Annotated in this window: 1 pseudogene; it reads left to right on the top strand. The window is 74.0% G+C overall.

What is annotated here, in order from left to right:
• Positions 1-223 (top strand): annotated as a pseudogene (locus tag CCL05_RS46895) (SDR family oxidoreductase); the annotation flags it as partial.

The following is a 223-nucleotide window of genomic DNA, read 5'->3' as shown; positions in this document are numbered from 1 at the left end:
GGAGCTGGCGGCCGAGTTCCCCGGGGCGAGGACCCTCGTCGGCGACCTCGCCGACCCCGACAGGCTGTCCTGGGCCTTCTCCCACCAGTCGCTGCCCGACCGCGTGGACTCGCTGCTGCACATCGCCGGGGTCGTCGACCTCGGCCCGGTCGGGGAGCTCACCCCGAAGACCTGGCGCCACCAGCTCAACGTCAACCTCGTCGCCCCGGCCGAGCTGACCCGC

The sequence above is a fragment of the Streptomyces africanus genome (assembly GCF_002150735.1).
Taxonomy (GTDB): Bacteria; Actinomycetota; Actinomycetes; order Streptomycetales; family Streptomycetaceae; genus Streptomyces; species Streptomyces africanus.
The sequence above is the reverse complement of the archived record's forward strand: the minus strand, read 5'-3'. Positions and strand labels throughout refer to the sequence as shown.